General features: G+C 71.6%; 24 protein-coding genes. 20 read left to right on the top strand and 4 right to left on the bottom strand.

Annotated features, from left to right (window positions below; all coding sequences use genetic code 11):
• Positions 1 to 168 precede the first annotated feature (168 nt).
• Positions 169 to 4230: a molybdopterin-dependent oxidoreductase gene (locus EDD93_RS37440; protein WP_398906612.1), complete on the top strand. Its 4062-nt coding sequence runs from the start codon at positions 169 to 171 to the stop codon at positions 4228 to 4230.
• A gap of 22 nt (positions 4231 to 4252) precedes the next feature.
• On the opposite strand, the gene EDD93_RS37435 is transcribed toward EDD93_RS37440, so the two are convergent.
• The gene (locus tag EDD93_RS37435) at positions 4253 to 4561 is read right to left on the bottom strand and encodes a UBP-type zinc finger domain-containing protein (protein ID WP_123531132.1); all 309 of its coding nucleotides are present in this window, start codon (positions 4559 to 4561) and stop codon (positions 4253 to 4255) included.
• 185 nt (positions 4562 to 4746) lie between these two features.
• Between EDD93_RS37435 and EDD93_RS37430 the strand changes: the two genes are divergently transcribed.
• Both EDD93_RS37430 and EDD93_RS37425 read left to right on the top strand, forming a co-directional pair.
• Entirely contained in the window at positions 4747 to 6234 is a 1488-nt protein-coding gene (locus EDD93_RS37430) for a DNA-3-methyladenine glycosylase 2 family protein (protein WP_123531130.1), read from the top strand.
• On the top strand, positions 6231 to 6758 hold the full coding sequence (locus EDD93_RS37425; RefSeq protein ID WP_123531128.1) for a methylated-DNA--[protein]-cysteine S-methyltransferase: 528 nt from the start codon (positions 6231 to 6233) through the stop codon (positions 6756 to 6758). Before EDD93_RS37430 ends, EDD93_RS37425 begins: the two co-directional genes overlap by 4 nt.
• 62 nt (positions 6759 to 6820) lie before the next feature.
• Here EDD93_RS37425 and EDD93_RS37420 read toward each other — a convergent pair whose 3' ends face one another.
• Positions 6821 to 7405, bottom strand: a complete 585-nt coding sequence (locus EDD93_RS37420; protein ID WP_123531126.1) for a TMEM165/GDT1 family protein — start codon at positions 7403 to 7405, stop codon at positions 6821 to 6823.
• A gap of 554 nt (positions 7406 to 7959) precedes the next feature.
• On the opposite strand from EDD93_RS37420, the gene EDD93_RS37415 reads away from it, so the two are divergent.
• The 12 genes from EDD93_RS37415 to EDD93_RS37360 all read left to right on the top strand — a co-directional run bounded on the left by EDD93_RS37415 (position 7960) and on the right by EDD93_RS37360 (position 15596).
• Positions 7960 to 8280 carry a gas vesicle protein gene (locus EDD93_RS37415; protein WP_123531124.1) on the top strand — a complete coding sequence of 107 codons (321 nt, stop codon included), beginning with the start codon at positions 7960 to 7962 and terminating at the stop codon, positions 8278 to 8280.
• Between the two features lie 33 nt (positions 8281 to 8313).
• Positions 8314 to 8766 carry a gas vesicle structural protein GvpA gene (locus EDD93_RS37410; RefSeq protein WP_123531122.1) on the top strand — a complete coding sequence of 151 codons (453 nt, stop codon included), beginning with the start codon at positions 8314 to 8316 and terminating at the stop codon, positions 8764 to 8766.
• Entirely contained in the window at positions 8763 to 9518 is a 756-nt protein-coding gene (locus EDD93_RS37405; RefSeq protein WP_123531120.1) for a GvpL/GvpF family gas vesicle protein, read from the top strand. The genes EDD93_RS37410 and EDD93_RS37405 overlap by 4 nt, the downstream gene beginning before the upstream one ends.
• A gap of 1 nt (position 9519) precedes the next feature.
• Positions 9520 to 9774: a gas vesicle protein GvpG gene (locus EDD93_RS37400; RefSeq protein ID WP_123531118.1), complete on the top strand. Its 255-nt coding sequence runs from the start codon at positions 9520 to 9522 to the stop codon at positions 9772 to 9774.
• A 7-nt stretch (positions 9775 to 9781) separates the two neighbouring features.
• The gene (locus tag EDD93_RS37395) at positions 9782 to 10732 is read left to right on the top strand and encodes a histone protein (protein ID WP_123531116.1); all 951 of its coding nucleotides are present in this window, start codon (positions 9782 to 9784) and stop codon (positions 10730 to 10732) included.
• 6 nt (positions 10733 to 10738) lie between these two features.
• Entirely contained in the window at positions 10739 to 11836 is a 1098-nt protein-coding gene (locus EDD93_RS37390; protein ID WP_123531114.1) for an SRPBCC family protein, read from the top strand.
• Entirely contained in the window at positions 11829 to 12170 is a 342-nt protein-coding gene (gene gvpJ / locus EDD93_RS37385) for a gas vesicle protein GvpJ (protein ID WP_123531112.1), read from the top strand. Before EDD93_RS37390 ends, gvpJ begins: the two co-directional genes overlap by 8 nt.
• Before the next feature lie 20 nt (positions 12171 to 12190).
• On the top strand, positions 12191 to 13006 hold the full coding sequence (locus tag EDD93_RS37380; protein WP_123531110.1) for a GvpL/GvpF family gas vesicle protein: 816 nt from the start codon (positions 12191 to 12193) through the stop codon (positions 13004 to 13006).
• A gap of 3 nt (positions 13007 to 13009) precedes the next feature.
• Positions 13010 to 13237, top strand: coding sequence for a gas vesicle protein (locus EDD93_RS37375; RefSeq protein WP_123531108.1), 228 nt, complete (start codon positions 13010 to 13012; stop codon positions 13235 to 13237).
• Positions 13234 to 13512 (top strand): gas vesicle protein K, encoded by a 279-nt coding sequence (locus tag EDD93_RS37370; protein ID WP_123531663.1) that lies wholly within the window; start codon positions 13234 to 13236, stop codon positions 13510 to 13512. The genes EDD93_RS37375 and EDD93_RS37370 overlap by 4 nt, the downstream gene beginning before the upstream one ends.
• A gap of 178 nt (positions 13513 to 13690) precedes the next feature.
• Positions 13691 to 14152, top strand: coding sequence for an Asp23/Gls24 family envelope stress response protein (locus EDD93_RS37365; protein WP_123531106.1), 462 nt, complete (start codon positions 13691 to 13693; stop codon positions 14150 to 14152).
• 328 nt (positions 14153 to 14480) lie between these two features.
• Positions 14481 to 15596, top strand: a complete 1116-nt coding sequence (locus tag EDD93_RS37360) for a glycerate kinase (protein WP_123531104.1) — start codon at positions 14481 to 14483, stop codon at positions 15594 to 15596.
• Between the two features lie 48 nt (positions 15597 to 15644).
• Here the strand turns inward: EDD93_RS37360 and EDD93_RS37355 are convergent, their stop codons facing one another.
• Positions 15645 to 16373 carry a CdaR family transcriptional regulator gene (locus tag EDD93_RS37355; RefSeq protein WP_123531102.1) on the bottom strand — a complete coding sequence of 243 codons (729 nt, stop codon included), beginning with the start codon at positions 16371 to 16373 and terminating at the stop codon, positions 15645 to 15647.
• Between the two features lie 327 nt (positions 16374 to 16700).
• On the opposite strand from EDD93_RS37355, the gene EDD93_RS37350 reads away from it, so the two are divergent.
• Genes EDD93_RS37350 through EDD93_RS37330 form a run of 5 tightly spaced genes read left to right on the top strand, consistent with a single transcriptional unit; the run spans position 16701 to position 21537 of the window.
• Positions 16701 to 17495: an ABC transporter ATP-binding protein gene (locus tag EDD93_RS37350; protein WP_123531100.1), complete on the top strand. Its 795-nt coding sequence runs from the start codon at positions 16701 to 16703 to the stop codon at positions 17493 to 17495.
• Positions 17492 to 18286, top strand: a complete 795-nt coding sequence (locus EDD93_RS37345) for an ABC transporter ATP-binding protein (RefSeq protein WP_398906429.1) — start codon at positions 17492 to 17494, stop codon at positions 18284 to 18286. Before EDD93_RS37350 ends, EDD93_RS37345 begins: the two co-directional genes overlap by 4 nt.
• Positions 18283 to 19173, top strand: coding sequence for a branched-chain amino acid ABC transporter permease (locus EDD93_RS37340; RefSeq protein WP_123531096.1), 891 nt, complete (start codon positions 18283 to 18285; stop codon positions 19171 to 19173). The genes EDD93_RS37345 and EDD93_RS37340 overlap by 4 nt, the downstream gene beginning before the upstream one ends.
• Positions 19166 to 20290, top strand: a complete 1125-nt coding sequence (locus EDD93_RS37335; RefSeq protein WP_185092639.1) for a branched-chain amino acid ABC transporter permease — start codon at positions 19166 to 19168, stop codon at positions 20288 to 20290. The genes EDD93_RS37340 and EDD93_RS37335 overlap by 8 nt, the downstream gene beginning before the upstream one ends.
• Positions 20287 to 21537 carry an ABC transporter substrate-binding protein gene (locus EDD93_RS37330; protein ID WP_123531094.1) on the top strand — a complete coding sequence of 417 codons (1251 nt, stop codon included), beginning with the start codon at positions 20287 to 20289 and terminating at the stop codon, positions 21535 to 21537. The genes EDD93_RS37335 and EDD93_RS37330 overlap by 4 nt, the downstream gene beginning before the upstream one ends.
• 73 nt (positions 21538 to 21610) lie before the next feature.
• Here EDD93_RS37330 and EDD93_RS37325 read toward each other — a convergent pair whose 3' ends face one another.
• Complete coding sequence (locus EDD93_RS37325; protein ID WP_123531092.1) at positions 21611 to 23968, bottom strand: discoidin domain-containing protein; 2358 nt, start codon at positions 23966 to 23968, stop codon at positions 21611 to 21613.
• Positions 23969 to 24094: the final 126 nt, after the last annotated feature.

The following is a 24094-nucleotide window of genomic DNA, read 5'->3' as shown; positions in this document are numbered from 1 at the left end:
CGTTACCGCCCATGATCCGCCCGGGTCACACCGGCGTAATGGGCTGTTCGTACTATCGGGACCACCACGATCCGATCCACGGAAGGTCCCCCGGTGCCCCCAGAGAGCTCGTCGGCCGCCGTCACCACGGTACGGACGGTCTGCTCCTACTGCGGGGTGGGCTGCGGAATGGTGCTCGACATCGGCTCAGGCCCCGACGGCCGCCGCAAGGTCCTCAAGGCAACCGGCGACAGGGCCCACCCCGCCAACTCCGGCCGGCTGTGCACCAAGGGCGCGACGACCGCCGACATGCTCGCCGCCCCCGGACGGCTGACCACCGCGCTGGTCCGGCCCGAGCGGGGCGCCGAGCCCGTACCGGCCGGCGTGGACGGGGCGATCACCGAAACGGCCCGGCGGCTGCGGGCGGTCATCGACGAACACGGGCCGGACGCCGTCGCCTTCTACGTGTCCGGGCAGATGAGCCTGGAGGCCCAGTACCTCGCCAACAAACTCGCCAAGGGCTTCGTCCGCACCAACCGGATCGAGTCCAACTCCCGCCTGTGCATGGCCAGTGCGGGCAGCGGCTACAAGCTCTCCCTCGGCGCCGACGGCCCGCCCGGCTCGTACCAGGACTTCGAGCACGCCGACACCTTCCTCGTCATCGGCTCCAACATGGCCGACTGCCACCCGATCCTCTTCCTGCGCATGATGGAGCGGGTGAAGGCGGGCGCCCGGCTGATCGTCGTCGACCCGCGCCGCACCGCCACCGCCGACAAGGCGGGCCTCTTCCTCCGGATCCGACCCGGCACCGACCTCGCCCTCCTGAACGGCCTGCTGCACCTCCTCCACGAGAACGGGCACACGGACGCCGCGTTCATCGCCGAGCGCACCGAGGGCTGGGAGGACATGCCGGAGTTCCTGGCGGACTACCACCCCGCCGCCGTCGCGGAGATCACCGGCATCCCCGAGGCCGACATCCGGCAGGCGGCCCAGTGGATCGGCGGCGCGGGGGAGTGGATGAGCTGCTGGACGATGGGGCTGAACCAGTCCACGCACGGCACCTGGAACACCAACGCGCTGATCAACCTGCATCTGGCCACCGGGGCGATCTGCCGGCCGGGCAGCGGACCGTTCTCGCTCACCGGCCAGCCCAACGCCATGGGCGGCCGCGAGATGGGCTACATGGGACCCGGCCTGCCGGGACAGCGCTCGGTCCTCGTGGACGAGGACCGCGCCTTCGCCGACGAACTCTGGGGCCTGGCACCCGGCACCGTGCGCAAGGACGGATCGGGCGAGGGCACCGTCGACATGTTCCGGCGGATGGCGGCGGGCGAGATCAAGGCCTGCTGGATCATCTGCACCAACCCCGTCGCCTCGGTCGCCAACCGCCGGACCGTCATCGAGGCCCTGGAGGCGGCCGAACTCGTCATCACCCAGGACGTGTTCGCGGAGACCGAGACCAACGCCTACGCCGATGTCGTCCTGCCCGGCGCGCTGTGGAGCGAGAGCGAGGGCGTCATGATCAACAGCGAGCGCAACCTCACCCTCGCCCGCCCGGCCGTCGACCCGCCCGGTGAGGCCCTCGCCGACTGGCGGATCATCGCGCGGATCGCCTGCGAGATGGGCTACGCCGACGCCTTCGGCTACCGCAGCGCCGAGGAGGTCTTCGAGGAGATCAAGCGCGCCGCGAACCCACGCACCGGCTACGACCTGCGCGGGGTCAGCTACGAGCGGCTGCGGGCCACGCCCGTGCAGTGGCCCGCCCCGACGGCCGACGGCCCCGACCGCAACCCGATCCGCTACCTCGGACAGGACGGCGGCCCGGTGTTCCCGACCGCGAGCGGGCGGGCCGTCTTCTTCGCGCGTCCGCACGTCCCGGCCGCCGAGATGCCGGACGACGACTACCCGTTCGTTCTCAACACCGGCCGCCTTCAGCACCAGTGGCACACCCTCACCAAGACCGGGAAGGTCGCCCAGCTCAACCGGCTCGACCCGGCGCCGTTCGTCGAGCTGCACCCCGAGGACGCGGGACGGCTCGGGATCGTCGCGGGGGACTCGGTCGAGGTCGCCTCCCGGCGGGGCCGGGCCGTACTCCCGGCCGTCGTCACGGACCGGGTGCGGCCGGGCTGCTGCTTCGCGCCCTTCCACTGGAACGACCTGTTCGGTGAGTACCGCTGCGTCAACGCCGTGACCAGCGACGCGGTGGACCCGGTCTCCTTCCAGCCGGAGTTCAAGATGTGCGCGGTGACGCTCGCGAAGGCCGCCGCCGCGCCCGGCCTCGCTCCGGCGCCGGGCGCCGCCCCCGTCACCGAACCCGGGCGGCCGCTGCCGGCCGTCCCGGGGCCCGTCGCGGGTGCGGGCGCAAGTGCCGGGGCCGTGTTCGGGCTGGAGGACACACCGTCGCCGGTCCTCGCGGAGCACGAACGCCAGTACCTGGTCGGATTCCTCGCCGACCTTCCGTCGGGCGCCCCGGGCGTTCCGGTGCTGCCGGCCGGTGCGCCGTTCAATGGGGACCACGCGCGGTGGGTGAACGGTGTCCTCGCCGGGATGTACTCACGCGCCCCGCAGCCCTCGGACGAACCTGCGCCGGCTGACCCCTCCGGTGGCCGCGAGGTGGTCGTGCTGTGGGCCTCGCAGACCGGCAACGCCGAGGAGTTCGCCACGGCCGCCACCGACCGGCTGACCGCGACCGGGCACCGCGCCCGGCTCGTCGGCATGGCTGACGCCGACCCGAGGGCCCTCCCGGCCGCCGCCGACCTCCTGCTGATCACCAGCACCTTCGGTGACGGCGACGCGCCCGACAACGGGTCCGGGTTCTGGGAGGCCCTGACCGCCGCCGACACCCCGCCCCTGGACGGCAGGCGGTACGCGGTCCTGGCCCTCGGAGACTCCTCGTACGACGACTTCTGCGGCCACGGGCGACGCCTCGACCAGCGCCTGGACGAGCTGGGCGCGGTCCGGCTGGCCCCGCGCACCGACTGCGAACCCGACTACGAGCCCTCCGCGCTGAGCTGGCTGGACCAGGTCCTCACCGGCCTCACCGCGCCACCGGCGCCCGCGACTGCGGCCCCCGCTCCGGCCCCCGTGCCCGTACCCGTCACCGCACCAGCCGCCGCGCCCGCGCGCGGCGCCAAGCCGCTTCCCGTCGCGGCCCGGCTGGTCGGGAACCGGCTCCTCAGCCTCCCCGGCGCGGGCAAGGAGGTCCGCCGGTTCACCTTCGACACCCGAGGCGCCGACGGCCCCCTCGCCTACGAGGCCGGGGACGCGCTCGCCGTGCACCCCGTCAACAGCACCGGCCTGGTGACGGAATGGATGGCCGTCACCGGTCTCGACGTCGACGCCCCCGTCGATGTCGCTGGGTTCGCCGGGATCCGGCTGGCCGACGCGCTGCACCGCCATCTCGACATCACCGCGCTCACCCCCGCGCTGCTCGGGTTCATCACCGAACGCACCGGCGACCGGGTCCTGAAGAAGATGCTGCGCCCCGACAACAAGGGCGAACTCGCCCGCTGGTCCTGGGGCCGCCAGGCCGTGGACGTCCTGGCCGAGTACCCCGTCCGCGCCTCACCGCAGGAATGGGCCGGCACCCTCAAACGGCTGCAGCCCCGCCTGTACTCGATATCGTCCAGCCCGCTCACCGACCCCCACCAGGTGTCCCTGACCGTCTCCGTCGTCCGGTACGAGAACCCGCGCGGCCGCCCCCGGGGCGGGGTGTGCTCGCCCTTCCTCGCGGACGCGGCCCCCGACGCCCCGGTATCCGTCACCGTGCGGCGCGCCCCGCACTTCCGGCCACCGGCGGACCCCGACACACCGCTGGTGATGGTCGGCCCGGGGACCGGCGTCGCCCCGTTCATCGGCTTCCTGCAGGAGCGCCGGGCCCGCCGCCACCGCGGCCCCAACTGGCTCTTCTTCGGAGAACAGCGCCGGGCCACCGACTTCTACTACGAGCAGGAGCTGACGGAGTACCTCGCCGACGGCACTCTCACCCGCCTGGACACCGCCTTCTCGCGCGACCAGCGCGCCAAGGTCTACGTCCAGGACCGGATGCGGGAGCACGGCGCCCGGCTCTGGTCCTGGCTCCGGGACGGCGCCCACTTCCACGTCTGCGGCGACGCCGCGCGTATGGCCAAGGACGTCGACCGGGCGCTGCGTGACATCGCCGTCGCCCACGGCGGCCTCGACGACGACGCGGCTGCCCTGTACGTCAAGCAGCTCGCCGCCGACAAGCGCTACGTCCGCGACGTCTACTGAGCGGCCCTCCCGCCGCCCGCCCTCAGGCGGTCCGGGCCGGTCCGGCTCCCTCGACGTCGAAGGTCAGCTCGTCCTCGTAACACCACCACCAGGTCTCGCCCGGCTCGTAGGAGCGGATGAGCGGGTGCCCGGTGGCGGAGTGGTGGGCGGTGGCGTGCTTGTTGCGGGAGGAGTCGCAGCAGCCGACGTGCCCGCAGGTGGGGCACACGCGCAGATGAACCCAGGTGTCGCCCTTGGCGACACACTCCGTGCAGGAGTCGGCACTGTCCGGGGCGACTCGCCGCACCTGGTCCAGGTGGGAGCAGAGCGGTGCCGCCTGTGCGTCCGTCATCTTCGGGCCTCCTTCTCGTCGCTCACCGCGGTCGCCCCGTTCCATTCTCGTGCGAAGTACGCAACGGGGCGAGGGGAGGAAGGCGCGCGGCGGCGGGGCAGGGCGGCGCGGGGCGGTGCAGGCAGCTCGAGGCTGATGTCGGATTCCCGCCAGCTCCGCCCGCCCCGGTGCCCCATCCTTGAACCATGCACACCGACACCGAGCGCTGCGTGCGGGCCGTCCGGTCCAAGGACTCCCGCTTCGACGGCTGGTTCTTCACGGCGGTCCTGACCACCAGGATCTACTGCCGGCCGAGCTGTCCCGTCGTGCCGCCCAAGGTCGAGAACATGACCTTCTACCCGAGCTCGGCCGCCTGCCAGCAGGCCGGGTTCCGAGCCTGCAAGCGGTGCCGGCCGGACACCAGCCCGGGGTCGCCCGAATGGAACGCCCGCGCCGACTCGGTCGCCCGTGCGATGCGGCTCATCCGGGACGGGGTCGTCGACCGGGAGGGGGTGACCGGACTGGCCACCCGGCTCGGGTACTCGGCCCGCCAGATCGAGCGGCAGCTGCTCGCGGAGCTGGGAGCGGGGCCGCTGGCCCTGGCCAGGGCGCAGCGGGCACAGACCGCGAGGGTGCTCATCGAGACCACCGGGCTGCCCATGGCCGAGGTGGCGTTCGCGGCAGGGTTCTCCTCGATCCGCACCTTCAACGACACCGTCCGCGAAGTCTTCGCCCTCGCCCCGGGCGAGCTGCGCAGCCGTGCCAACCGGCCGGTGAGACCCCCGGCCACGCCCGGCGTGATAGCGCTGCGACTGCCCTACCGCGCACCGCTCAACCCCAGCAACCTCTTCGGACACCTCGCCGCGACGGCCGTCCCGGGCGTGGAGGAGTGGCGCGACGGCGCCTACCGCCGCACGCTCGACCTGCCCCACGGCCACGGCATCGTCGCCCTCACCCCGCACCCCGACCACATCGCCTGCCGGCTCTCGCTCACCGACCCGCGCGACCTCACCCGGGCCATCAGCCGCTGCCGCTGGCTGCTCGACCTCGACGCCGACCCGGTCGCGGTCGACGAACAACTGCGCGCCGACCCGCTGCTCGCCCCGCTGGTCGGCGCGGCGCCGGGGCGGCGGGTGCCGAGAACGGTCGACGGCGCGGAGTTCGCCGTCCGGGCCGTGCTCGGCCAGCAGGTGTCGACCGCCGCGGCCCGCACCCACGCGGCCCGGCTGGTCACCGCGCACGGCATGCCGGTCGACGACCAGGAGGGCGGTCTCACCCACCTGTTCCCGGCCCCCGCGGCGCTCGCCGGACTCGACCCCGGGCAGCTGGCCCTGCCGCGCAGCCGCCGCCGGACGCTCACCACCCTCGTCGGGGCCTTGGCGGACGGTTCGTTGCGGCTCGGCACCGACACCGACTGGGACAAGGTGCGGGCCGAACTGGGCGCCCTGCCCGGTTTCGGGCCCTGGACGGTCGAGGTCATCGCCATGCGGGCGCTCGGCGATCCGGACGCCTTCCTGCCGACCGACCTCGGCATCCGGCGCTCCGCCCAGGCGCTCGGCCTGCCCTCGACACCGGCCGCCCTCACCGCCCGCGCGGCGGCCTGGCGGCCCTGGCGGGCCTACGCGGTCCAGTACCTGTGGACCGTCGACGACCACCCCATCAACCACCTTCCGGCACAGGGAAGCCCATCGTGACCACAGCACGCGCCACCATCGCCGCCACCCGGCGGCACACCGTGATCGACAGCCCCTACGGCCTGCTCACCCTCGTCGCCACCGACGGAGTCCTCGCCGGCCTCTACATGACCGCTCAGCGCCACCGCCCGCCCGAGGAGACCTTCGGTACGCCCGACCCCGGCCCGTTCGCCGAGACGATCCGGCAGCTGGACGCCTACTTCGCCGGTGAGCGCCGGGAGTTCGACCTCCCGCTGAACCTCTACGGCACCCCGTTCCAGCGCAGCGTCTGGGCGGAGCTCCAGCGGATTCCGTACGGCGAGACACGTTCGTACGGCGAACTGGCCGAGAACCTCGGCAAGCCCGGCGCCTCACGTGCGGTGGGGCTGGCCAACGGCAAGAACCCGGTCGGCATCATCGTGCCCTGCCACCGGGTCATCGGGGCGTCGGGGAGCCTCACCGGCTACGGCGGCGGACTCGACCGCAAACAGCGGCTGCTGGCCTTCGAGAACGGCACGCAGGACGCCGCCCCTTCGCTCTTCTGAATCCGGTGGGGGCCCCGCGCACGCGCGGAGCCCCCACCGGTGATGGTCCTGTCGCGGCCGGGTCAGCCGGTGAAGATCTCGATGACCGTCCAGATCGCCAGCCCCAGCATGCACAGCCCACCGACGCGCTGGACCGTCTTGAGCGGTACGCGCTTGGCGATGAACCGGCCGGCGAGCAGCGCCAGCGCGGATACGGACATCAGGGCCGCGGCGGACCCGATCGCGGTGGACCAGGCGCCGTTGCTCGCCGCCAGGTTGGCCGTGGTGATCTGGGTGAGGTCGCCCCACTCACTGATGAACACCGCCATGAACGCGGTCGAGTACACCGGCCAGAAACCGGTCACGGTCTTCGGGGTGTCCTCGTCCTCGTCGTCGCCCCCGCCGGCCCGCAGGAGCATGAACGCCCCGAACGCGAACAGCAGGGCCGAGACGAGCTTGACGATCCAGTCGGGCAGCAGCCCGAGCAGGCCACCCGCCCCGACCGCGATGGCGACATGGACGATGAACGCGGACGACGTACCGAACCAGACGTAGAGCGGGCGCATGCGCGTGCCCATGGCCAGCGACGCGAACATCGTCTTGTCGGGGAGCTCCGCGAGGAAGATCAGCCCGAAAGCGGTGAGGATCGCCAGGGGGTCGAGATGCATTCCGGGTGGCTTTCTGTAAGAGCCGGGCCCCGGATCTTCCGCGAAGTGCCACTCGGGCTTTTCGGAGGACCACTCGGCCCGGCATGACGGCGGCACCCACGGGGCGTGGGTGCGTCATACCTGACCGAAGGTCTCGCCCGTCCGCGGAAATCCACGGACCCGGCCACCGGGAACCCGGAGGTTCCAGTGTGTCGACGACCGGTTTGCGGGGCTACTCCCCTTCGCAGCCATCAACATTACCCCACCCGGAAGCGGGGGAGATCACCTGTTCGACGGCCTGCGGCCGGCGGCGGTGCGGCACGGCGGGTCGTACGGCGTTCGGAACCCGCGTGAAGCGTACGCGGTCGAACAACGCGGAGCGTGACCGGGCAGCGCGAAGCGGCGGGCACCCGCCCACTCACCTGGGCGGGTGCCTTCTCGCTGTGCCGGGCCCCGGAGCGGGCGCCCCGCCGGGCCTGGGCGCGGCCGGGTTCTCACCCTGTCGCGCGGGGCCGTGACCGCTCCGATGGCGTCGCTCAAGATGCGTAGTCGGCGGGAGTGACCAGACTGGCCATATGGCAGAAGAGCGTCGCAAATCCGCCGGGAGCACAAAGACGGCGACCGCCCGCCGTGCGAAATCCGCGCGGGGTCCGGAGCATGCGGCCAACGCTGCCTGCCAGAGCCTGGAGAGGCTGATCGGCCACCCCACAGAGGGTGTGTCCGCCGTCCGGCGTTCCGACGACGGCTGGTGCGTGGTGGTGGATGTCCTGGAGGTCCCACGGATTCCCGACACCACGAGCCTCCTCGCCTCCTACGAGGTGCAGCTCGATCGGGCCGGTGAACTCCTGGAATACCGCAGGGTCCGGCGCTACCGACGTGGTGCAGCCGACGAGTGATCCGTCTCCGCTCCCCTGCTGGAAGGACATTCCATGACCGCGACCACCTACTCCGACGAAGTAGTGGCCTGTCCCCCTCGCGCCGGCACCTTGTACGACGTGCTGGAACTGATTCTTGATCGTGGCATGGTCATCGACGTCTTCATCCGGGTCTCACTGGTCGGCATCGAGATCCTGAAGATCGACGCGCGCATCGTCGTCGCGAGTGTGGACACCTATCTGCGGTTCGCGGAGGCGTGCAACCGGCTCGATCTGGAGCGGGACTCCGGCAGCACCACCATCCCCGAGCTGCTCGGTGGCGGTGTCGCCAAGTCCGTCGGCAAGCGAAAGGTGCGCAGCGCGGCCGAGACCGTGGGCGACACCGTGCGCAAGGCGGTGGGGGCGGGCGACGAGGACGAGGACGAGCCGCAGGAGCGGCCGAGGAAGCGGCGGGCTCCTGCCCGCAGCGGCGAGAGCCGGCGACGCCGCTCGGAGGCGAACGCGTGACAGCCGACGGTGTGTACGTCTACGCCATCCTGCGGGCCGGAACACGGCTCCCGAAGGGCGTCGGCGGGGTGGGATCCCCTCCCGCACGCCTTCGGATGATCCGGCAGGGTCCGCTCGGCGCGGTCATCAGCGACGCCCCGCCCCAGCTCCGCGCACGCCGCCGGGACCTGTTGGCGCACCAGGACCTGCTGATGCGCCTGGCGGACGACGGGCCGGTCCTGCCCATGCGGTTCGGCATGGTCGCGCCGGACGAGGCGACGGTCCTGAATCAGCTGGCCGCCGCCGAATCCGCACATGCCGCCACCCTGGACCGGCTGGCCGGGCACATCGAGATCAACGTGAAGGCACTTCCCGCCCAGGACGCGCTGGCCACCCTGGTGGCCGAGGAGGGGAACGTACGCCGGCTCCGCGAAGCCGTGCGACGACACCCCGGCTACGAGGCCAGCCTGCGCCTGGGCGAAGCCATCTCGGCGGCGCTCACCCGCAGGGCGGCCGCGGCCGGGCGGCGCATGCTGAGCGAGCTGGAGCCCGGGGCGCGCGCGGTGGCCGCGGGGCCCGAGGTCGCGGGCTGCGCCCTGAACGTCTCCTTCCTCGTCGACCACGGCGCCGCCGACTCCTTCCTCGACGGGGCACGACGCTTCGCGCAGGCCCACCGTGAGCATGTCGAGTTACGGCTGGCCGGCCCGCTGCCCTGCTACAGCTTCGTCTCCCTCGAGGCACGCCCCGCGACCGTGTCCGTGGGCGGGGAGTGACATGGGACTGATCACGGGCCTCCTCACCCTCCCCATCGCTCCCGTCCGAGGCGTGGTCTGGGTGGCGGAGAAGCTCAACGACGCCGCCGATCGTGAGTTGCACGACCCGGCCGTCCTACGCGCACAACTGGCCGTGCTCAATCAGGAACTCGAGGCGGGGGACATCTCCTTGGAGGAGTTCGAACGAGAAGAGGAACGCCTGCTTGACCGGCTGCACGCCGCACGGGTCGGTCCGGCACAGATCGATCGAAGGTGACGCGCTCATGGAAGACCAGACGAAGGTGACCCTCGCGGCCGCCGTAGTGGGTGGCTATGTGCTGGGCCGGACCAAGAAGGGGCGGCTGGCACTCACCGTCGCCACCTATCTCGCCGGCCGGCGGTTCGGGCTTGAGCCACGCCAGCTCGCCGCGGAAGGCATGCGCCGCCTCGGAGAGGTGCCCCAGTTCGCCGAGCTCCAGGATCAGCTCCGCGGCGAGGTCCTCGACGCGGGCCGCAAGGCCATGACCGCCGCCGCCAATCGCAGCATGAGCTCGCTGGCCGACACGATCAGCGACCGCACGGCCCGTCTCCTCGAACCCCCGCGGGACGAGGACGAGGACGAGGGCAAGGACGACGAGTACGACGACGAGTACGACGACGACGAGGACGAGGACGAGTACGAGGACGAGCCCGCAGGCGAGGGGTACGAGGACGAAGAGGAGTACGCGGACGAGGAGGAACCCTACGAGGAGGACGAAGAGACCGACGAGGACGAAGAGGACGAGGAGGACGACCAGTCGGTAGACGAGGAGGAGGAGAGCGAGGCCGAGGAGGAGCCGGAGAAGAAGCCGGGCAGGCACGCCTCCCACCGGTCCGCGCCCGCGAAGAAGGCCGCTGCGAAGAAGAGCGCCCCGGCGAAGAAGGCGGCGTCGAAGCGGTCCGCGCCCGCGAAGAAGGCCGCGGCCAAGAAGAGCGCCCCCGCGAAGAAGGCCCCCGCCAAGAAGAGCGCCCCCGCCAAGAAGGCCGCTGCGAAGAAGAGCGCCCCGGCGAAGAAGGCCGCGTCGAAGCGGTCCGCGCCCGCGAAGAAGGCCGCTGCGAAGAAGAGCGCCCCGGCGAAGAAGGCCGCGGCCAAGAAGGCGTCCCCGGCCAAGAAGGCACCGGCCAAGAAGACGGCAGCGGGCAAGTCGTCGTCGGCGAAGCGGGCCGCATCCAAGCGCACCAGTGGTCGGAGGTAGCGAGTCATGGCCAGGACGGAAAAGGCAGAGCCTGAGGCGCAGGACTCCGGAATGGACAGGCTCCGGGAGGAGCTGTCCGGCTTCGTGAGCACACAGGTGGAGAAACTCGCCGAAAAGGCGGGAGAGAAGCTGACGGACGTCACGAGTCAGCTGACCGATGTCGCTGAGAACGGCGGTTCCCTGCCGGCGATCGGGTCCCGCATCCTCAAGGGCGATTCGCCGGTGAAGGCGCTCGTCTCCGGGAAGGCCAAGGACGTCAAGGACAACGTCGTGGACAAGGCCAAGGGCGCCTTCGGCGGCGGCGGCAAGGGCAAGCGCAAGGCGAGCGGTGGCAAGGCCATGAACATCGTCGAGGTGCTCGACGTGGGAGTGCCGCTGCGCACCGCTTATGACCACTGGACCCAGTACGACCAGTTCAGCAGCTTCGCCAAGGGCGTGGAGGACGTCTCGACGAGCGATGAGACGTCCAGTGACTGGAAGGTCAAGGTGGGGCCGTCGTCGCGAAGCTTCAAGGCGACCGTCCAGGAGCAGGTGCCCGACGAACGCATCGTCTGGACGTCGGAGGGGTCCAAGGGCACGACCCGGGGCGCGGTGAGTTTCCACGAACTGACGCCGTCCCTCACGCGCATCGTGCTGGTCATGGAGTACTACCCATCCGGGTTCTTCGAGAAGACGGGAAACCTCTGGCGTGCTCAGGGGCGCCGGGTGCGACTCGACTTCAAGCACTTCCAGCGCTACGTCACCCTCGCCGAGGAGGAGCCGGACGGGTGGCGCGGAGAGATCCGCGACGGCGAAGTCGTCGTGTCCCACGAAGAGGCCGTGGAAGAGGAAGAGGCTGAGGACGAGGAAGGCCCGGACGACGAGGAGTACGAGGACGGCGAGGACGGCGACGAGGAGTGGGACGAAGAGGACGGTGACGAAGAGGACGGCGACGAAGAGGACGAGGACGAGGACGAGGACGACGAGCTGACGGACGAGGACGAGGACGAGGAGGAAGACGAACCGGAGGAGGAAGAGGAAGAAGAGGAAGAAGAGGAAGAGGCGCCGCCGAGGAGGCGGGCATCTTCCGCGAAGCAGCGATCGCGAAGGGCTCGCAGTGACTGACCTCGACTTCCGGCAGGGTGCCACCCACCCTGTCCCCGGGCCGCAGACCACCAACCTCGCCGACATCCTTGAGCGCGTCCTGGACAAGGGCATCGTGATCGCCGGCGACATCAAGATCGACCTCCTCGACATCGAGCTGCTCACCATCCGTCTCCGCCTCTTCGTGGCATCCGTGGACACCGCGAAGAAGGCCGGGATCGACTGGTGGGAGACCGACCCGGCGCTCAGCTCCAAGGCATCGCGCAACGCCCTCCAGGAGGAGAACCGCGATCTGCGCCAACGCCTGAAGGAACTCGAGTCCAAGGCCGAAGAGACAGCCGCCCCCGGGCGATGACGCAGGGAGAACAGAAGCACATGACGGAGCGCAGCCCCCAGGCCCCGGACGCGAACGCCATCTACGTGTACGCGGTCTGCCGGGCCGAGCTGCCCGTGGACCTCGACGGGGTCACCGGAGTCGCCCAGGAGGAACCCGTCCGTTCCCTCACCTTCGGATCGCTCACCGCGATCGTGCAGAGCGTCCGGTCCGCCGAGTTCACGGACGAGGCCTGGCAGGAGCGCCTGACGGACGAGGCGGAACTCGAACGGTACGCGCGCGCCCACCACGCGGTCGTCTCGGCGGTCGCCGCACAGGCGCCCACGGTGCCACTGCCGCTCGCCACCCTGTACAACGGGCCGGACAGGGCCAGGCACGCGCTGGACGCCGAGTCGGTGCGCTTCCACACGGCGCTGAGACGTGTGGCGCACCATGCCGAATGGGGGGTGAAGGTGTACGCGCCCGCATCGCCGGGCTCCCGCGCGGCCGCCGCCCCACCGCGGCCCGGCGCACCGGCCGGCCAGGACCGTCCGGCCCCGGGAGCGGGGCGCGCGTACCTGGACCGCAAACGGAACCTGCGCACGGAGCGCGAGCAGCGGCAGGAGGAGTCCCTGCGCGTCGCCGAGGCGGTGGACGCGCACGTGAGCCGGATCGCCAAGGCGTCCCGCCGGCTCCGGCCGCACGGCCAGGGGGCCGCCGGTGACCACCGGGTCCAGGTGCTCAACGCCACCTACCTGGTCGCCGAGGACCGGTCGGGCGAGCTGGACCTGCTGGCCAGGAGCTTGCGGGAGCAGACCGGTGCGCAGATCGAGGTCTCCGGCCCGTGGGTCCCCTACTCCTTCGTCGGCGAGGTGTGAGCCGTGACGCACGACGTGGTTCCGTGGGACAGTCCGGGCGCGTTGAACGGGCCCATCGGGGTGCCGTTGGTGGACCTCCTGGACCGGGTCCTGGCGACCGGGGTCGTCGTCAGCGGTGACCTGGTGATCGCGATCGCCGATGTCCCGCTCGTGCGGGTGTCCCTGCATGCCCTGCTGTCATCCGTCAACGAACGCGTACCTGCCCCGTGGGCGGACAGCGGGCCGCTGTGACGACCTCACGAGTCGACCTGGACTCCGAGAAGATGGGGCGCGACCTCGTCACCCTCGTCCTCACCGTGGTCGAGCTGCTCCGTCAGCTGATGGAACGCCAGGCGCTGCGCCGCATCGACCAGGGCGATCTCACCGACGACCAGACCGATGAGATCGGCACGACGCTCATGCTGCTCGACCAGCGGATGACGGAACTCTGCGAGCAGCACGGTGTGCGCCCGGAGGACCTCAACCTTGACCTGGGCCCCCTCGGCAGCCTGCTGCCCCGGGACTGACGGCGGGGCCACGGGCCGGGCGCGGAAGCCTGTCCGCACACGGGTGCCTACCGCCCGTCCCACCCGAATGGCGCAGGTCACGTATCCGGAGCACAGTGGAACTGGGGGCACAGGACGGCGGAAGGCATCCGCCGGGTCCGGTCCGCCCCCTCACAGGACGAATCTGTGCGAGGAACTCATGGCGACAAACGACAGTCAGAGTGGTACTGCACTGGGTGAGAGCGACAACAAGGGCGGAACCCGGGGGACCACGGTCATCGCGGACACGGTGGTTTCGACGATCGCCGGAATAGCCGTGCGCGAGACCGACGGGATCCATACCGTCGGCGGGGGCGCCTCCCGGGCGTTCGGGGCGGTCAAGGAGAAGGTGTCCCGCTCCAACGACCACGGCCGCGGGGTGAAGGTGGAGGTGGGCGAGAAGCAGACCGCCATCGACGTGGACATCGTGGTGGAGTACGGCATCCCCATCCTGGAGGCCGCGAGGAACATCCGGACCCATGTCACCGACGCGGTCGAAACGATGACCGGGCTGGAAGTCGTCGAGATCAACATCAAGGTGCTCGACGTGCACGTACCGGGATCCGATGACGATGACGACGAGGACACGGAGAGCGCCCCGTCCAAGTCCCGCGTCCAGTGACGCGGGACCGCGGGCATCAGGTGGCGGCTTTCCGCAGCAGGGCGTGACGCGCGACCGGATCCCGGCCGCCTCCGTCGCTTGCGGCCGTCTCCCGCACCGCCGGTGATCGCACCGGCCCACCGTGCCGTGTTCCGGCACCCGCAGCCGACCCTCGGTCATGAGGGTCGGCGCGCTCGCGTGTCACCGCCCGCCGCGTCCCCCGCGGCACAGCCCCGCCGGTCCAGGGCACGGACACCCATGGGCAGGAGGCGGGTGGTCCGGATAGGGTCGGGGCGGCGCGACTGCCTGTTCGAAAGCAAAGGGATTCAAGGTGACGGACGGAGCAGTGATGAAGGCCGCACGCGTGCTCGTCGCGGCGGACAAGTTCAAGGGCTCGCTCACGGCTGTACAGGTCGCTGAGCGGGTGACGGCCGGGCTGCGGAGCATCGCTCCCGAGGTGGCCGTGGAGACCCTGCCGGTGGCGGACGGCGGCGACGGCACGGTGGCGGCCGCGGTGGCCGCCGGGTTCGAGCGCCGCGAGGCGCGGGTGACCGGGCCGCTCGGTGACCCGGTGACGGCGGCGTACGCCCTGCGCGACACCACGGCGGTGGTGGAGATGGCCGAGGCCTCGGGCCTCCAGCACCTTCCCGACGGCGTCTTCGCGCCGCTCACCGCGACCACGTACGGATCCGGCGAACTGCTGCTCGCCGCACTGGAGGCAGGTGCGCGGACCATCGTGTTCGGGGTCGGCGGCAGCGCGACCACGGACGGCGGCGCGGGCATGCTGGCCGCGCTCGGCGCGCGGTTCCTGGACGCGGACGGCAAGCCCGTGGGCCCGGGGGGCGGCGGGCTCGCCGCCCTCGTCTCGGCCGATCTGTCCGGGCTCGACCCGAGGCTCACCGGGGTCGACCTGATCCTCGCGAGCGACGTCGACAACCCGCTGACCGGACCGAAGGGCGCACCGGAGGTGTACGGGCGCCAGAAGGGCGCGACCGAGGAGGACATCGCGGTCCTGGACGCGGCGCTCGCCCACTACGCGTCCGTGCTGGGCCCGGACCACGCCGACCTGCCCGGCGCGGGTGCGGCGGGCGGCATCGGGTACGGGGCGCTGGCCGCCCTCGGCGCACGGTTCAGGCCCGGGATCGACGTGATGCTCGACGTGCTCGGCTTCGCCCCCGCGCTGGCCCGCGCCACGCTGGTCATCACCGGCGAGGGTTCGCTCGACGAGCAGACCCTGCACGGCAAGGCCCCGGCGGGAGTCGCCGCTGCGGCCAGGGCGGCGGGCATCGAGGTCGTCGCGGTCTGCGGCCGCCTCGCACTGCCCCCGGAGGCGCTGGGGCGGGCCGGCATCCGCCGCGCGTACGCGCTCACGGACCTGGAGCCGGACCCGGCGGTGTGCATGGCCGAGGCGGGACCGCTGCTGGAGCGGGCGGCGGAGTCCATCGCCCGGGACTTCCTGCGCTGACCCCCGGCGCGGAGGTACGGGCGCGTCCCGTGCCTCCGCGCCGACACCTCACAGCGCCGCTGCTGGGAGCAGCCTCAACGCGTCCAGGGCCAGCACCACCTCGACCAGTTCCCTCGGCCGGGACAACGACCGTGACGTCAGTGCCTCCAGCCGCCGCAGCCGGTTCAGCACCGTGTTCCGGTGGCAGCGCAGCCGGCCGGCCGCCCGCCCCGCCGAGCCTCCGCACTCCAGCCAGGCGTCCAGCGTCGACAACAGCAGCGCCCGCTCCGCAGGGCCGCGCGCCAACAGCGCGCCGAAGACCTCCGCCGCCAGGTAGGCCGACACCGGGGGCAGCCCGGCCACCAGGGCCGCGGGGACCCTGCCGTCCAGGCAGGCGACATCCCCCCGGCCGGTGCCGCACGTCAGCAGCGCCGCGTCGGCCAGCCGGCGCGCCGTACCCAGACCCGCCAGGCCCCGCACGGCCGGGCTGACCCCACCCGGGCCCCGACACCGGTCAGCCAGCAGCGCGGCGACCGAGGCCGGCTCCGCCTCACCCAGCGCGACCACCCCGAGCACCCGGTCCGGCCGGACCCGCCAGAGGAACCGCAGCCCGTGCGCGACCGGGGCCCGGGGCCCGGGGCCGGGGCATCCGCGAAGCGACAGCACGGCCACCGCGTACCGGCCGCACTCCGCAAGGCCCAGCACCTCGGCGGCCAGGGCGGCGAGCCCCGGTGCGCTCCGGTCGTCGAGCAGCGCGTCGAGCAGCGCCCACCCCCGGTCCTCCCCGCGCCCCCGCATGTCCGCTCCGTCCTCCACAGGCCGCCGCGGCCCCCTCGGCGCCCGCACCGGTGGCCGGGCCGCCGACGTGAGGATGCCACCGGCCCCGACGGGCGGCGACAGCGCACGGCCCGTCTCTGTGCGCGTGCACAAGCGGCGGACTCCGGCACTGGTCACCCGCAGCGTCTCGGCCGCACGCCATGGACGGGCGGCCTGCCCCGCTGCTGGTCTGTGGCCCCACGGCGCAGGTGGCGGGCACGGTCGCAGTCGGCGGCCCCGGCTCCGGCGCCACCCGGCCCGGCGAATCGCGTCGGGCCGGCTCGATGACAAGGCGGAGGAGGAGGACGCATGGCAACGCTGGAGATCCGTGGACTGTCCGTGGGCTACGGCCCCGTACGCTCCCTGCGCGACGTCTCCCTCGACGTGCCGGCGGGGGCGATCACCGCCGTGCTCGGCGGCAACGGGGCCGGCAAGACCACACTGCTGCGGGCCGTCTCGCGCACCCTCGGTTTCCACCGCGCAACGGGCACCGGCACCGTCCGCTTCGACGGGCACCGGCTGGACGGGCTGCCTCCCGCCCGGGTGGTGGCCGCCGGAGTGGTCCAGGTCCCCGAGGGACGACAGGTGTTCGCCCGGATGACCGTGGCCGACAACCTGCGGGCGGGCGCCCTGGGAGCCCGCGGTGGCCGCAGGGCGTCGGCCGGCGCACTGGCCCGCGTGCACGAGCTGTTCCCCGTACTGGCCCAGCGCGCACACCAGCGCGCCGGGCTGCTCTCCGGCGGCGAGCAGCAGATGCTGGCCATGGGGCGGGCGCTCATGGCGCGGCCCCGGCTGCTGCTGCTCGACGAGCCCTCGCTCGGCCTCGCCCCTCTGATGGCGGCCAGGATCGCCGAGACGGTGCGGGAGATCAACGCGGCGGGCACCTCCGTCCTGCTCGTCGAGCAGAACGCGGCGATGGCCCTGCGGCTCGCCTCGACGGCGTATGTACTGGAGGTCGGCGAGATCACCCTGGAGGGGCCGGCCGACGAACTCGCCGCCTCGGACGAGGTACGCCGGCGCTATCTGGGCGTCGTCGACGAGACGGCCGCCGGCACGGACCGGCCCGCCGGCTCCGTACGCACCCTGAGCAGGTGGTCCGCTTGAAGACCGCCGGCCACACCGCCCTGCTCCCGGCCGCCCTCACCGTGCGGGACGTCACCGTCCGCTTCGCCGGACTCACCGCCCTGGACGGCGTCTCCTTCACCGTGGAGCCCGGCAGCGTGCACGCCGTCATCGGCCCCAACGGGGCGGGGAAGTCGACGACCTTCAACGTGCTGTCCGGGGTCTACCGGGCCACATCCGGCAGCGTCCACCTCGGTACGGCCCGGCTCACCGGACTCGCCCCGCACAAGATCGCCGCACTCGGTGTCGCCCGGACCTTCCAGAACCTCGCGCTGCCTCCGCACACCACCGTCACCGACAGCCTGCTGCTCGGCCGTCACCGGCTCACCCGGGCCGGCTTCCTGGCGAGCGGACTGCGGCTCCCGGCCGCAACCCGCGAGGCCCGGCGGCACCTGGACCGGGTCCGGGAGATCGCCGAATTCCTCGGCCTGGACAAGGAGCTGGAGCGGCCGGCCGGGGCGCTCCCGTACGGGCAGCAGAAGCTCGTCGAGCTCGGCCGCGCGCTGTGCATGGAGCCGCAGGTCCTCCTCCTGGACGAACCCGTCGCCGGGATGACCGCCGACGAACGGCGGCGCACCGCCGAGGTCGTGGCCGGGGTCCGGGACAGCCTCGGCATCTCGATCGTGCTCGTCGAACACGACATGGGAGTGGTGATGCGGCTCGCGGACGCCGTGACCGTACTCGACTTCGGACGCAGGATCGCCGGCGGCAGCCCCGCCGAGGTCCAGAACGATCCGGCTGTCGTCCAGGCCTACTTGGGGGCACAGGAATGACCACCTTCATCGAACTCCTCCTCGGCGGACTGTCCATCGGAGCGGTCTACGCACTGATCGCACTGGGCTTCGTCGTCATCTTCAAGGCGACCGAGGTCGTCAACTTCGCCCATGCCTCCCTGCTGCTCGCGGGCGGCTACGTCACCGCCGTGCTCCACGACGACATCGGGTTCTGGCCCGCGCTCGCCGTCGGCATCGCCGGCGCGGCCGCCGTCGGAGCGGCCGTCGAGTTCCTGGTGATGCGCCGCTACCGGGGCAGCGACCACAGCGTCCTGGCCATCGTCACCATCGGCGTCGACATCCTGCTCACCACCGAACTCACCCGTCGGATGGGCACGGAGGTGCTCTCGCTCGGTGACCCCTGGGGCGACGGGGTCATCACCGCCGCAGGCGTCACCCTCGCACAGACCAGAGTCGCCGCCTTCGTCGCCGCCGCCCTCCTCATCACCGTGTTCCTGCTCGCCTTCCGCTTCACCTCCTGGGGGGTGTCGATGCGGGCCGCGGCCGAGAACCCGCAGACGGCCGCCCTGATGGGGATCAAGCTCGGCCGGGTCTCGCTCGCCGCCTGGGCGGTCGCCGGAGCGCTCGCCGCCGTCGCGGCCCTCTTCCTCACCGTCTTCCCCACACCCGGTCTGGAACGGGCCACCTCGCTGGCCGCCCTCAAGGCGTTTCCCGCCGCGATCCTCGGCGGACTCGACTCCACCACCGGCGCACTGGCCGGGGGACTCCTCGTCGGCGTCACCGAGTCCCTCGCCACCGGCTACCAGAGCGACCTCTCCTTCCTGGGCCGGGGAATCGGCGACCTCGCCCCCTACCTCGTGATGGTGCTGGTGCTGTTGCTGCGTCCCGCGGGGCTCTTCGGTACGAAGGAGCTCGCCCGTGTCTGACACCACGGCACAGCCCGGATCCGCGGCGAAGCCCGCGCCCCGCACGCCCGGACCTGTGCTCGCCGCCCGGCTGCGCCACCCCCGTACCTGGCTCTGGGCCGTCGGCACGGTGCTGCTCCTCGCCTTCCCCTTCTACCTGGACCGCTTCTGGCTGCAGGCGGGACTCTTCGCGATGGCCGCCGCCATCGGCGCCATCGGGCTCAACCTGCTGACCGGCGCCACCGGCCAGCTCTCCCTGGGGCACGCCTTCTTTCTCGCGGTGGGGGCGTACGGCTACTGCGTCCTGGCGGGGGAGGGCGGCACGGAGAACGGACACGAGCTCTCCGGACTCGGCCTGCCCAGCTGGCTCGCCGCCGTGCTCGCCGTACTCCTGGCCGGAGCCGCCGGCGGGCTGTTCAGCCCCATCGCGAGCCGGCTGCGCGGCGCCTACCTCGGCATCGCGACCCTGGCCCTGATCTTCATCGGCCAGCACGTGCTGTTCAACGCGGGCTCGCTCACCGGCGGCTACAACGGCCGCGCCGTCCCGCCGCTCTCCGTCTTCGGCTTCGGTTTCGACGACACCGAGGTGACGGTGGCCGCGGTGCCCTTCCAGTCCGCCGAGAAGCTCTGGTACGCGGCACTGCTCGCCCTGCTGCTGAGCGCTCTGTTCGCCCGGGGCGTGCTGCGCGGCCGCCCCGGCAGGGCACTCAACGCCATCCGTGACCACCGCATCGCGGCCGGAGTGATGGGCGTCCCGGTCGCCCGCTACCGGGCCGGTGTCTTCGTCCTGTCCTCGATGTACGCGGGACTGGCGGGCGTCCTGCTCGCACTGGTCTTCCAGCGGACCGTGCCCGAGTACTTCGGCATGGTCCTGTCCCTGGAATACCTCGCCATGATCGTCATCGGCGGGCTCGGGACCGTGGCGGGAGCGGTCGTCGGGGCCGCGTTCGTCTCGCTGCTTCCGCAGCTGCTCACCCACTACAGCGATTCCCTGCCCCTGGTCTCCGCCCCCGGTACGGGCGGACTGGCACCGGGCGAGGCCTCGCGCTACCTGTACGGCGCCGCGGTGGTCGCGGCTGTCCTGTTCCTGCCCGGCGGCCTGACCCGTCCGATGAAGAACTCAGGGGAGAAGAAATGAAACTGCGTGTGCTCGGGGCCGTGTGCGCGGCCCTCGCCCTCACCCTCGTGGGCTGCAGCCAGAAGGCCGGGTCCGCCGACGAGGGGGCCCAGGACAAGGGCGGTGTGAAGACCGGCGTCGGCGTCACCGACTCGGTGATCTCGCTGGGCGCGCTCACCGACATGACCGGGGTCTACGCCTCGCTCGGCAAGAGCGTCACCCAGGCCCAGCAGCTCTGGGTGAAGCAGACCAACGCCGCGGGCGGCATCTGCGGGCGCAAGGTCCAGCTGACCGTGCGCGACCACGGATACGATCCCCAGAAGGCCGTCGCCGGGTACACCGAACTGGCGCCGAAGGTGCTGGGCTTCGTCCAGTTCATCGGCTCGCCGTTCGTGGCCGCGGTCGAGCAGCGCATCGACGGCCAGGACAAGGGCCTCGTCCTGCCGCAGGCCTGGTCGGCGAATCTGCTCGGCAGCAAGTACGTCCGAGTCATCGGTGCCACGTACGACGTCGAGACGATCAACGCGATCGACTACCTGCTCGCCGGGAAGCGCATCGCCAGGGGCGACAGGATCGGTCACGTCTACTTCGAGGGCGACTACGGCGAGAACGCGCTCGCGGGCTCGAAGTACGCGGCCGAGCAGGCGGGTCTCACCGTCGTCGAGCAGAAGATCAAGCCCACCGACAACGACATGACCGCCCAGGTCGCCGCGCTCAAGCAGGCGGGCGTCAAGGCCGTTGTCGTCAGCGCGGGCCCGCGTCAGGCGGCCTCGCTCGTCGGAGTCGCCGCGGCCACCGGATTCAAGGTCCCGGTCGTCGGCAACAACTCGGCCTACGCGCCCCAGTTGCTGAAGACGCAGGCCGGGCCGGCCCTGACGAAGGACTACTACGTCGCCGCGTCCACCCTCCCGATCGGTGACCCGGGCGCCGGCCCGGCGAAGCTCGCCAAGGCGTACGCGGCCGCCTACCCGAAGGACGGCCTCGACAACGGCGTCATCGCCGGCTACAACGCGGCGAGCCTGTTCGGCGAGGCGCTGAAGAAGGCCTGCACCGCCAAGGACCTCACCCGTGAGGGCATCGACAGGGCCCTGCTGACCATCACGGACTTCGGCAGCGACTTCGGGATGCCGCACGACTTCTCCGACCCGGCGGCCCCCTCGACCCGGGAGAGCGTGATCATGAAGCCGGACGCCGGGACCCCCGGCGGCCTCAAGGTCGTCCGGCCGGCCCGAGCGGCACCGGCGGCGAAGTCATACACGCTGAAGTAGTCCCGGCTCGACGGCGAACGCCGCCGGGCGGCACGCGTGAGGCGTGCCGCCCGGCGGTCGTTCGTCCGTCCGGTCAGCTGGTGTAGGCCTCCAGTTCGGAGAGCTGCGCGGCGGGCCACCCCGTGTTGCCGGTGAACGTCAGCCGCAGATAGCGCGTTGACGTGCCGGTCAGGGTGACGGTGGCCTTGTTGCCGCTCGACGGATTGAAGGTGTAACCCGCCGATGCCTTGAGCGAGTTGAACGAGTTGTTGTCGGTGCTGCCCGACACGCTCAGGGTCTGCGTACGGGTGGCCCAGGCGGCCGCCGGCGGCAGCTTCAGGACCAGCCGCTTGATGGCCTTGGCCGCCCCCAGGTCCACCGTGATGGTCTGCGGGAAGGCGTTGTTGGTGCTCTCCCAGTAGCTGTTCGCGTCGCCGTCCACGGCCCTGGACGCGCTGTACACGTCCGCGTGGCCGGACTCGGTGACGTTACGGCCCTGGGCGAGGTTGCCCGTATCGGTGGGCGGGTCGGTCGGGTCGGTCGGCGGGTCCGTGGGATCCGTCGGGCCGCTGCCGCCCTGCGGCACACCGCCGTTGGTCCACACCGGGGCCGGCCAGTTGCCGGTGCAGGCCGGCGGGTCGGAGTACCAGCCGGAGTTGCCGGCGCCCCGGGTGATCTGGAAACCGCTGCCGACGCAGTTGTGGATCGGGTTGGACTGCGCGATGTGCGTGGCCACGACGTTGTCGAAGGTCGCCGTGCCGGGGGACTGGACCTGCAGCGCGTAGGTACCGGCGCCGTCGATCTTGATGTTCTTGAAGTGCACTCCGTTGGTCGCGCCCTCGATGAAGTGGATCGCGGCGTAGGAGCTGTCCAGGATCTCCGTGTCGGTGATGTTGATGGTGGCGTTGATCGGCTCGTTGAGACCGCTGAACCAGACGGCACCGACGCCGAACTGCCAGTTGTAGTCGTTGTTCCCGGTGCGGATCAGGGTGTTGCGGGCCGCCGTCGTGGTGCCGGAGACGGCCGTTCCCTGACCGGAGTTGACACCTGGGTAGCGGTTGGCGATGTGCAGGCCGCCGCCGTTGGAGATGGTGTCCGACATGACGTTGTCGGAGATCGTGATGTCCTTGCCGCCGTACGTCACGATGTTGTTGGCGAGGATCGGCAGGATCACCGTGTTGAACGTGAACTTGTTCTTCACGTTCGGGATGTTCTCCGCCCACATCGCCAGTCCGTCGTCACCTGTGTTGCGGACGAAGGTGTTGGTGACGGTGGAGTTGGTGACGCCGTAGTGGAAGTTCACGCCGTCGGCGGTCTGGTCCAGGATGCGGCTGTTCTTGATGGTGAAGTTGTCCATCGGGCCGTCCATCCAGGCGCCGCACTTGGTGTGCTGCATCCAGATGTTGTCGACGGTCGAGTTCGACAGGGCCCCGCCGATGGCGTTGACCTGGTCGTCGTCCACCCGCTCCTGGATGTCACCGATGATGGCGAAGTCCTTGAGCGTGACGTTGCTGCTGCCGCCGTCCCGGGCGTACTTCCCGTAGACGCCGACGGCCTTGCTCCGGTTGGAGGGGTCGCGGCCCGTCAGCACCGAGTACCAGGGGCCGGCACCGCGCAGCGTCACCTTGTCCACCACGATGTGGTCGCGGACCTGGAAGGTGCCCTGCGGGATGTAGACCTCCTTGCCCTGCGCCTTGCCCGCGTCCACGGCCGCCTGGATCTTTGCGGTCGAGTCGGCGGCCCCGGTCGGGTCGGCGCCGAAGTCGGAGACGACGTCGAGTGCGCCCGAGGGCTTGGCGGTCGGCGCGGCCACCTGCTCGAAGTCCGCCAGGTCGATGGTGAACGACGGCGAGGCGGACGTGGAGGAGACCTGCAGCCGGACCTTCGTACCGGCGGCGAGTGTCGACCCGAACATGGTCCGGGCCTCGTCGTAGAAGTGGTGCGGGTTGGTATCGCCCGGGTTGTTGTTGAAGGGATAACCGCCGTAGTACCACCCGTACTTGGAGGTGACCGGCACCGCCTTCGGCGATGCGCCGTTCACCAGCACGTTGATCGAGGCGTCCCGGCCCGATCCGGCGGCACTGTCCGGCAGTGAGTAGCGGAAGGACATCGCGTTGGCCGGTGCGGTGAGCGTGAACTCCACGTACTCACCGACCGCGTCCAGCGTCACGGCCTGTCGGCCCGAGGCCTCGGAGGGCAGCGTGCCGTACAGCCGGTTCGGGCCGATCAGCGTGCCGTTGGTGGCCGCGTACTCGGCTTCCTGCTCCTTGAACGGAACGGTCGCGCCGCGACCGGGGACCGCGACGGGGGAGGGGGCGGGGACCCCCGCCGCCTGGGCGGCCGGAGCGCTGGACAGGACCACGGCGGCGGCGGTGCCGACCGCGGCGAGTGCCAGCGAGAGAGAGGCGGATATGGAGCGTCTGAGCAACTGGCGTCTGGGAGTCGGGGTCACTTATCAGTCGTCCTTGCGGCTCGTGGGGGCACTTCGGACGCCCCACAGGCTAGGAGTGGTGCCGCAAGTAAGTCCATGCTGATGCGCAAAATTCTGCTTGGCTCACTCAAATTCGTGACTCAAACC

The sequence above is a fragment of the Streptomyces sp. 840.1 genome, assembly GCF_003751445.1.
Lineage (GTDB): Bacteria > Actinomycetota > Actinomycetes > Streptomycetales > Streptomycetaceae > Streptomyces.
This window is presented reverse-complemented; position numbering and strand designations above follow the sequence as displayed.